The organism is Microcoleus sp., from assembly GCF_049646505.1.
Classification (GTDB): Bacteria; Cyanobacteriota; Cyanobacteriia; order Cyanobacteriales; family Microcoleaceae; genus Microcoleus.
This window is the reverse complement of sequence record NZ_JBARVX010000136.1, coordinates 1-8,727: the sequence shown is the minus strand read 5'-3', so window position 1 is coordinate 8,727 and position 8,727 is coordinate 1. Positions and strand designations below refer to the sequence as shown.

Below are 8,727 nucleotides of genomic sequence, written 5' to 3'. Positions count from 1 at the left end.
CCCCCTCTCCCCCTCTCCCAATCTCCCTCTCTCCCCCTCCCCCCCTCTCCCAATCTCTCCCGGAGAGCGGCTTCGCAGATTTGGTATAAAGCTCTTCAATTATTTAGGTTCGTACTGAGCCTTTTTTCTCTAGACAAGTAGATACAGTTGTATATGCCTGCGGAAGGAACTTTTGCAGACATTTCGCCATCTTTTTTGATAAATTATTTCCTGGGACAGATGGTAATTTTGTCAAACAATTGTTACCTTTTGTAATATATACTAAAGCCAGATGGGCCGGGATGCCATCCTGAAACCAAGAGCCGATCGCTGAAACAAGTTACAAATTGGGTTGATCCAGGTTTTTTACTTTCAAGTCACCTTTACTGACACAGGAGTCTTTCGTCATGAGCCAACCAGCAGAATTGTCTTTAGAGCAACAATTTAGCCTGTGTTCCTTCAAAACACAGGTAAGTGACATGAGCCGCGAACAAGCTCAGGAGTTTTTGGTCAAGCTTTACGAGCAGATGATGTTGCGGGAAACTATGTACCGTCATTTTCTCAAACACCACTGGGGTTTAGAACCTAACCCCGGTGTTGAGTAGCACAGAGTCGCAGTCGGCGACCTCCGTCTCTTACTCTCTTCCCTCAGTTGGAAAGGAGTTGGGGGTGATGGGGCGTCACTCTTTGAGCCGAAAGTAGAACCCGCGCTTATGCAGAAAGTATCTGCACAGACTGATTGTCGATCGGGAAAATTTGACAGTTTATTTCTTGATTCCCATCATTTTGGGGAGTCGAGGCGAGGAATCTGTCGATCGACCTCAAAAGATCGCGCCAAAATAATTTATTGCGCCGGGAATTGAAAATTTGATAATTATTAATTATAATCGAGCCTTAATTTTTTAATCAATAAAAACTTTTAACCAATTAAATATATTTGTGTGTATTTGCGGCTGGTGAGGTTTGACAACAATGGCGCTAGCCGGACATTTGAGCGCGACCTCCGACTAGCAATACCTTCAATTTTCCGATCGAACCCTAGAACAGGTAACTGTTGACTCTATCAAAAAGAGTTATTCCGGCTGACGTTCCAGAGTCGCCTCCATCGTACTGGTCAAGTAATGACCGGACATGAGGCCGCTAGATTGATAGTAGTGATTGTCATCAACGCGGTGAAGGGTATCAAAACCAGTCCGCCGCTGGCGTTCGTCTCCCAGCACCCAGTAACGCTGGACGATCGACTGGGGAGCAATCCAACCTTCGCCCTCGACGCGGCCGAGTTCGCTGTGTTGGAGTACAAAAGTATACTGCCGTTCGTCGCTGTTGAGGTGTCCTCGGTAATTCAAAATAATATCTTCCCGATCGCCTCCTGGAAAAACGAGCTTCGTCACCATATTGAACCAATCTGTTCGGTTCCAGCTAAGTAAAGTTTTGCCTTTAACCGTAATTGGCACGCCATTGCGCTCAATCCAACTTCCGTCGAACGTCCATTGGCCTGATTCCATTAAAAACGTGTGAGCCACAGTGCTGTTCCTATGCTTTTCCTGCTGGCTACAATACGGGTGCAACAACGCACAGCCGTTGTCGCTCAGACTATATGCTATCACGCCCAACCGTGCCAACAAGAGTTAATTTCCCCTAAAAGTACCGGTGCCCGGGCGCCAGTCACTTGAGGCAGATTGCCGGGAATGCCCCGAACCCGCCATACGGCTAAAACCGCGAAAGCGATCGCCTCTTTAAAATCTACACTCAAGCCGGCCTCAGAGGTAGTCAACACTTGGACTGGATGCAATTGAGATTGCAATCGGCGTTTTAAGTAGAGATTGTGGCTACCGCCCCCGCACAGCAAAACTCGATCGGGCATTGCCGGCAAAAAAGCTTGGTAACTGCCAACAATCGAAGCCACAGTCAGTTCTGTCAAAGTAGCGAGCACATCAGCAGGACTGAGATGGTAAGCGGATGCCTCTACCAAACACCGATCGAAATAGTCTGCCCCAAATAACTCTCGCCCCGTCGATTTCGGCGGTGGGAGGCGGAAGAACTCTTGAGCGAGCCAATCCTCGACTAAAGCTTGACAGGGAGTGCCGGTTGCAGCCCACTCTCCACCTGAGTCGATCGTCAAAGAGCCGCCAGAGAAGTGTACCGCTGCCAAGTCTAACAGCGAATTTGCAGGCCCTGTATCCCAACCCAATATTCCATCCCCAAGAGCCGAAATTTCCGACTCGTTCTGGTTTTCCCTCTTTTTCCGGGCTGGGAGATAGGCAACATTGCCAATTCCGCCCAAATTTTGGATGCAGAGGCTGCGGTTGGGTTCGGCCAGCAGGCAGGCATCAACTATAGGGACTAAGGGTGCTCCTTGACCCCCTGCTGCAATGTCTGCCGATCGAAAATTGCTCACAGTAGTAATGCCTGTCAGTTCGGCAATTAGCGAGCCCCGTCCGAGTTGCAAGCTGTAGCCCATGAGTCCATCTTGGAGATATTTCTCCCCTGTTTCTGGCGGTCGGTGGTAGACGGTTTGACCGTGAGAGCCGATTAATTCTGCACTATCATATTCTGCTTGAATTGTCAAGGCTGCGGTAGCAAATTCACGGGCGATGGCATCATCTAATTGGGCGAGTTCGGCCATTGACAAAGCTGAGCCGCTGCAAACCGAGAGAATTTGCGATCGCAAATTAGCAGGATAAGGGAAAGTCTTACCGGCCACCAAATTTACTTTCAAGTCTGTTTGGGAACCGACCACATCAACCAAAGCAGCATCAATACCATCAACTGACGTGCCGCTGATCAAACCGATAACGCGGGTCATTCAATTTTAGATTTTAGATTTTAGATTTTAGATTTGGAGATTTGGAGACAGCGCGAGGGCGCGAGGGTGCGAGGATATTATTTGAGGTCGATCGTCACGATCACCACAGTAATATTATCGCGTCCCCCTTTATCCTTAGCAGCTTCAATCAAAGCAGTTGCAGCACCCTCGCAGGCGCGAATCGACTTGAGAGGCGAAGCAATCAAAGGATCCGAAAGTTCCTCAGTCAAGCCGTCACTGCACAGCAGCAACCGATCCCCAGGCTTTACGTCCACCGGCACGATATCTATCTCGCGCAAATCATCGCGGCCCAAACACTGGGACAAAACGTGACGCCAAGGATGACTGCGAGCCTGCTCCGCAGTCAGGGCTTTTCTTTTAACAGCCTGAGCCACCCAAGTCTGGTCTTCAGTAATCTGCTCCAAGCGAGGTCCGTGCAGCCGGTACAAGCGAGAGTCCCCGACATTAGCGCACCAAGGTCTGCCCTCATCCCTAAACATCAGAACCACAGCCGTAGTCCCCATATCAGCGCGCTCGGGATGGTCGAGCTGATCCGTCAAAATTGCTTGATTGGCAATTAGCAAAGCCTTTTCCAACAACAGGGGAGAATCTTCAGGCCCTTCCCAATGTTCGAGCAAATAAGATTGAATGGCCCCAGTCGCAATCCGGCTGGCTTCTTGACCTCCAGCGTGTCCTCCCATTCCGTCGGCAACTATGAAAAATCGCCCGTCAGGGTCCATGTAGTACGAATCCTGATTTACGGAACGAACTAGCCCTGTGTCTGTCTTACCTGCGAAAGAGCGTTTCATAGATTGGTGAATGGACTCATCGAACTTAAAAGCTTAATTTAACTGGTGCAATTTTGTATGACAGAACTTAAATCCCGATCGAAACTTCAAATTACTGTCGCCCGCGATCGCCCGTTTTGCCAAAATTGCACTTCCTTGACCTTATATTGTAGATCGTCTGGTGCTAATCGCCTCTGAAAATTTCCGCAAATCAAGCTCCACGAAGCAGCGCCTGCCAAAAAAAACTAGATTTTTACAAAAAATCCGAGGTTTGGCTGGCGAGAAAGCGAGGCAGCAACCGTATTTTTAGCATTAAATCAGTTAACTGCCGTAAATTTTAGAAATAAATTGTCAGCCAGCCAAAACTTAACATTCGAGGTTAAATTTTGGCTGGCTGACAACCTCAAACCTGAAATTTCCCATTTCAAATTTCCGGATTATGACATCCTGTCTAAACGATCGATCCGCTTGAACAAACGCAGCAGAGCCAACCCTGCACCAGCAGCCAGCACAGCCACACCGGCAGCCGGCCAAACGAGATTGCTGACAAACAGAATTGTCGCCGACAAAGTAAAAGCACTCATCATCAAAGTATAATTCGTGCCCATTTGAACGCTAGTCATGCGGCGGATCAATCGCTCTGTTTCGGCAGAACGGACGCGAATCCGCAAATCTCCCTGTTCGAGCTTATCAATAGTCTCTTCAATCCGGCGGGGCAAGCCCAAAGCAGTCGAACTCACCTGAGCCGCCTGACGGCCGATTTCGTTAAAAATGCTGCTACTTGCATCGGAACCGTTTCCATTAGTCATAAGCTGCATGGCAAAAGGCTGTGCCACCTCCATAAAGTTGAACTCGGGATCTAAACCTCGGCCTACCCCTTCGATGGTGGAAAAAGCTCGCATTACAAAAGTAAAGGTAGCTGGGAAGCGAAAAGGTTGCTCGTAAGCAATATCGTAAAGGTCGTCAGTAATCGCGCTTACCGACTGATTTTCAAAAGGCTTGTCCATGAAATTGTCCAGCATATACTGGATGCTGCGGCGCACCGGGCTCATATCACCCGTAGGAACCAAAGCGCCCAAATTGATCAGAGAATCCATAATTCGCTGTCCGTCTTTGGAAGCAATGCCGTAGAGAGTCTCCATCAGTCCTTCGCGGACGTTCGACTGGATTTGCCCCATCATACCGAAATCGTAGAAAATCAGAGATCCGCCAGCACTGACAGCGATATTGCCGGGGTGCGGGTCAGCGTGGAAAAAGCCGTCGTTGAGCAACTGCCGCAAATAAGCTTTTGCGCCCAACTGAGCGATTAATTTACGATCGATACCGGCCGCTTCGAGAGCTTCGTAGTGGCTGATTTTAATTCCCGGCAGGTATTCCAAAGTCAGCACTCGGGGAGCCGCGTACCGCCAATAAACCCGCGGCACAACTACCCAGTCGCAGTTGCTAAAATTGCGGCGAAAAGTATCAGCATTGCGGCCTTCGTGGAGATAGTCAATTTCCAGCCAGAGAATGCGACAGCATTCCTCATAAATCCCCATCCAATCTCGACCGCGGCCCCACTTAGGATGGTTTTGAAAGTAACGAGCAATTCCTTTGAGAATTTGCAAATCGATCTCAAACAGCTTCCGCAGTCCAGGTCGCTGCACCTTAACCACAACTTCGTGACCAGAGTGCAGTTGAGCTTTGTGTACCTGACCCAAACTGGCGGCGGCCAGGGGTACGGGGTCAAAGCTGCGGTAGAGTTCCTGAACTGTTTTGCCCAAATCTTGCTCGACAATTACTTCTAACTGTTCGTAGCTGAAAGCGGGTACTTTGTCTTGCAGTTTAGAAAGTTCTTCGACAAACTCTGCGGGGAACAAGTCGGCGCGGGTGGAAAATAATTGGCCGACTTTTATAAAGGTCGGGCCTAAGTCCAATAGTGTTTCTCGAACCCAGATTGCTTGAAAGCGCCGTCTGGCAACTTTTTTTTCTTCTGTCACGCCTCCCCAATAGCTCCAGTTTTTGCTGTCGAGCCACAGAGAAGCGAGCCAGAGCAGGACAAAGGCCCAAATGTCGAAGAAGCGCCGCTGCCGGGAGTATTTTTCGCGATTCCAGCGATAAGCTTTACTTTTGTAGGATTTAGTAGTTTTTGGCTCATCGGCTTCGCCAGTCCGCTTGGAGGAGCGCTGGCGATTAACAGAGTCATCAAGGAGAGCAGACACTTGGGTTCCCAAATTGCTTGTTTTATGTTGTTGCTTTGATGGCAGGTAGGAGCGCAGGAGCGCGTTGTGTTGCGCTCGCGCGGCGGTAAATAATAGTTCGATCGCCCTTTTTTACCTTTTTTAGGGCAAACTGCTGCGGTAGCGCTGTAATTCGGAGCGCACCAGGGCGACTTCAGCGCGCAGCTCGTCAATAGTCGCTTGCAGCTCAGCAGGATGGATATCTTGAATGGTAGTCGTGCTGGTGGTTGCAGTGCCAGTTCTCGCCTGCATCGCTTCATCCGCAGCTCGATTAGCCCGTTCTACAACTCGATCGGTGAACTGGCGCAGGCGTTCTCTTTGTTCGGCGTCAAATTTGCCGAGTTCAGAGAAAGCGTTCGTTGCTGCGCTTTCTAATTGCTCGTACAGTGCTTCGGCAACTGCTCTGCCTACAAAAAAAGCATGAACTGGGGGTTTACTCATAAAAAAATCTCTTTGCGCTTCCGCAACAAATTATAACTTGCTTATCCTCGATGGTGCTTCCAAACAAAGGAAGATTTCGAGAATTGATGCACTGCCAGAGTTCGACTTGGAAACAAACAAGTTTTTTTCCGGTGCCCGATCGATTTACACTGGTATTCGGGATGCCACCTTTGCCACCGGCAGGATTTTCAGATCCCTTGTTGCTAACTACTTTCTCAACCTCGCAGGTTTGGCAGAAGCAATGCGCGACATTGCACAAGCTGTGCGTCCGTGCCTATATTTTAACATAATTTCTCTAAAATATCAAAGGTTTATACATTTTTTTTCTGGGGCATTTCGATTTCCGATCGAATAGGAAATATGCGGTAGATTCAGGTCGAGGTTGTTGGAATTTGCCAATTCTGAAAGCAGGTTTGGCGATCGAGTCGCTGGTGTCCGAGGGCGCGATTTTTTCGACAATCAATGGATATTTGCTGACTCAAAAAAGCAAGTATTTGTCCGCACTTTTAACCAACAAAAACCGTACTAATTTGTCGCAGGTTCTGCCAAAGGCAGAGCGGTTTCTGGAACGGGGGGCGGCGAGTAAGGATCGATCGAACTATCCGAACTGCTGCCGCTTGGGCTGGGGATTGGCGGTGCTGGCGCTGGCGGCGCGGATTCCGACGGCGAAAAGGTTCCAGCACTCGGCACCTCCGGCGGGGCGGGTGCGGGGGGCCAGTAACTCGGCGGTTCCGGCGGTAGGGGCGCGACTTCCGGTATCGGTGCGGGTGCTGGTTGTGGTGCTGGCTCGATTTGGGCTTGAGGCTCTGGAATCGGGATCTCCGAAGGTTCCGCTTCCGGCTCTGGCTCTGGGAATGCTGAAGGTTCCGCTTCGGGTTCTGGCTCTGGGGGAGTTTCCGGGCTTGGGAAGCCTGAAGGTTGGGCGCTAGCTGTTGAGGGATCGATCGGTTCGGGAATGTCGCTGCTGTCTGGAGTGGGTTTGGGGCGCTTGTTAAGTTCGATCGGGTAGAGAGGGCTGCTTTCGACAGAAGGTCGCCCGAACATCGGCCCTGACAAATCGCGGGATTTGAGCAAATCTTCCAGAGATGAAAAGGATTCAGTTGTGGAGCGGTTGCTGCTGTCACTGGTGCCGTTGTAGTGCCATGCTAGGTCAAAACCCATCCAGCCTGCAATTGCAGCCGTTACGACAAACGCCAGCAAAGTCAGGGAAGGCGGGGGAGGTGCGGGCAATCGCAGACTTTGCTTGCTTTTTTTCTCTCCTGGTAATTGTTCTGTGTCTTGCAGCATGGTAAGCCAATTTTCTACTGTCTGGGGGCGTTTTTGGGGGTCAGTTTCGAGTCCCTGAAGGATTGCTCGCTCGGTGCCGGGGCTGAGGTTGGGCACAAATTGCCGCAAAGAAGTTAGGGGAATACGATCGCGCAGGGGTGCTGCTACGGGCGGTACGCCGCAGAGCAAGTAGTAAAGGGTGGCGGCGATGGCGTAGATGTCTGTGGCCGGTGTACATTTACCGTCATAGAGGTATTGTTCGATCGGCGCGTACCCAGGGGAAAGCAAGTTAATTTCGGTGTGTTCGCGGACGGCGGTAAAGTCGCGGGCAATCCCGAAATCTATTAACATTACGGCGTGAGAATCGGCCCGCCGGATCAAATTTTCTGGCTTGATGTCTCGGTGCAGCAATCCGCTATCGTGAACTGTACTTACGGCTGAGGCTATTTGCCGAATGTAGTGCAGCGCCTGGGCTTCTGACAGCGGTTGATCCGCTTCGACGATTTGGGCGAGAGTTTGGCCGGGAATGTAGTCCATCGCGACAAAAGACTGTCCGGCTTCTTCAAAAAAGTCGATTACTTTGACGATGTTGGAATGCTGGCACCGCGACAGGCGTCGGGCTTCGGCAATAAACTGCTGCTGAAACTCGGCAGATGCTGGGTGTTGGCGCAGGCTTTCGTTGAGGGTTTTGAGTACGACGGTTTGGTTTAAATGGGTTTGGATAGCTCGGTAAGTGATGCCGAACCCTCCTATTCCTAAAGTCCCATTAACTCTGTATTTGCCCTGTTGCAGGACTGTTGCTGGCGCTAAGTTCATCTTCAGTTGATGCCGTTTCCCAAACTATGCTACCGCTTTTGGGTTGTGAAAGCAGAGTTTAGGTCGCAGGGGGGCGATCGACCCCATAGTTTTGACTGTAGCTCTGCCATATCATCTTTGCATTTCTTGGTCAGTCGATCTTGGCATGGAAGATTTTCAATTTATAGCGGTTTTCAAGCATTGTGAAGCAGGCACGGGCGATCGAGTACCCCATGCCCTGCGCGGGCGATCGAGTACCCCATGCCCTATGCCCCATGCCCGATCGAACAATATCGCCTCAAGTTTATACCAATTTCATAAAGTTATGCTACTACTGAAAGTTTGACTCCCCCCCTTTACAAGGGGGGGTTGGGGGGGGTAGATATGTAGCGCTATTTTATGAATTTGGTATTACAAACGCTGCACCATATTT

Annotated in this window: 9 protein-coding genes; 3 read left to right on the top strand and 6 right to left on the bottom strand. The window is 50.2% G+C overall.

Going from position 1 to position 8,727, the window contains the following annotated elements:
* Window positions 1-386 precede the first annotated feature (386 nt).
* Window positions 387-584, top strand: a complete 198-nt coding sequence (locus WBA89_RS07840) for an NblA/ycf18 family protein (RefSeq protein WP_006635253.1) — start codon at window positions 387-389, stop codon at window positions 582-584.
* A 468-nt stretch (window positions 585-1,052) separates the two neighbouring features.
* Here the strand turns inward: WBA89_RS07840 and WBA89_RS07835 are convergent, their stop codons facing one another.
* The 5 genes from WBA89_RS07835 to WBA89_RS07815 all read right to left on the bottom strand — a co-directional run bounded on the left by WBA89_RS07835 (window position 1,053) and on the right by WBA89_RS07815 (window position 6,233).
* On the bottom strand, window positions 1,053-1,502 hold the full coding sequence (locus tag WBA89_RS07835) for a hypothetical protein (protein WP_424405360.1): 450 nt from the start codon (window positions 1,500-1,502) through the stop codon (window positions 1,053-1,055).
* A gap of 80 nt (window positions 1,503-1,582) precedes the next feature.
* Window positions 1,583-2,785, bottom strand: coding sequence for an anhydro-N-acetylmuramic acid kinase (locus WBA89_RS07830; RefSeq protein ID WP_424405358.1), 1,203 nt, complete (start codon window positions 2,783-2,785; stop codon window positions 1,583-1,585).
* Between the two features lie 77 nt (window positions 2,786-2,862).
* Complete coding sequence (locus WBA89_RS07825; RefSeq protein ID WP_424405356.1) at window positions 2,863-3,594, bottom strand: PP2C family protein-serine/threonine phosphatase; 732 nt, start codon at window positions 3,592-3,594, stop codon at window positions 2,863-2,865.
* 416 nt (window positions 3,595-4,010) lie between these two features.
* Window positions 4,011-5,774 (bottom strand): ABC1 kinase family protein, encoded by a 1,764-nt coding sequence (locus WBA89_RS07820; RefSeq protein WP_424405354.1) that lies wholly within the window; start codon window positions 5,772-5,774, stop codon window positions 4,011-4,013.
* A 120-nt stretch (window positions 5,775-5,894) separates the two neighbouring features.
* The gene (locus tag WBA89_RS07815) at window positions 5,895-6,233 is read right to left on the bottom strand and encodes a DUF6825 family protein (RefSeq protein ID WP_424405352.1); all 339 of its coding nucleotides are present in this window, start codon (window positions 6,231-6,233) and stop codon (window positions 5,895-5,897) included.
* Window positions 6,234-6,270: 37 nt separating this feature from the next.
* Here WBA89_RS07815 and WBA89_RS07810 point away from each other — a divergent pair, with 37 nt between their 5' ends.
* Both WBA89_RS07810 and WBA89_RS07805 read left to right on the top strand, forming a co-directional pair.
* A complete protein-coding gene (locus WBA89_RS07810) occupies window positions 6,271-6,588 on the top strand; it encodes a hypothetical protein (RefSeq protein WP_424405350.1) in 318 nt (105 codons plus the stop codon).
* Window positions 6,589-6,618: 30 nt separating this feature from the next.
* Window positions 6,619-6,762, top strand: coding sequence for a hypothetical protein (locus WBA89_RS07805; RefSeq protein ID WP_424405348.1), 144 nt, complete (start codon window positions 6,619-6,621; stop codon window positions 6,760-6,762).
* On the opposite strand, the gene WBA89_RS07800 is transcribed toward WBA89_RS07805, so the two are convergent.
* Window positions 6,759-8,315: a serine/threonine protein kinase gene (locus tag WBA89_RS07800; RefSeq protein WP_424405346.1), complete on the bottom strand. Its 1,557-nt coding sequence runs from the start codon at window positions 8,313-8,315 to the stop codon at window positions 6,759-6,761. The two genes, WBA89_RS07805 and WBA89_RS07800, sit on opposite strands and share 4 nt — an antisense overlap.
* Window positions 8,316-8,727: the final 412 nt, after the last annotated feature.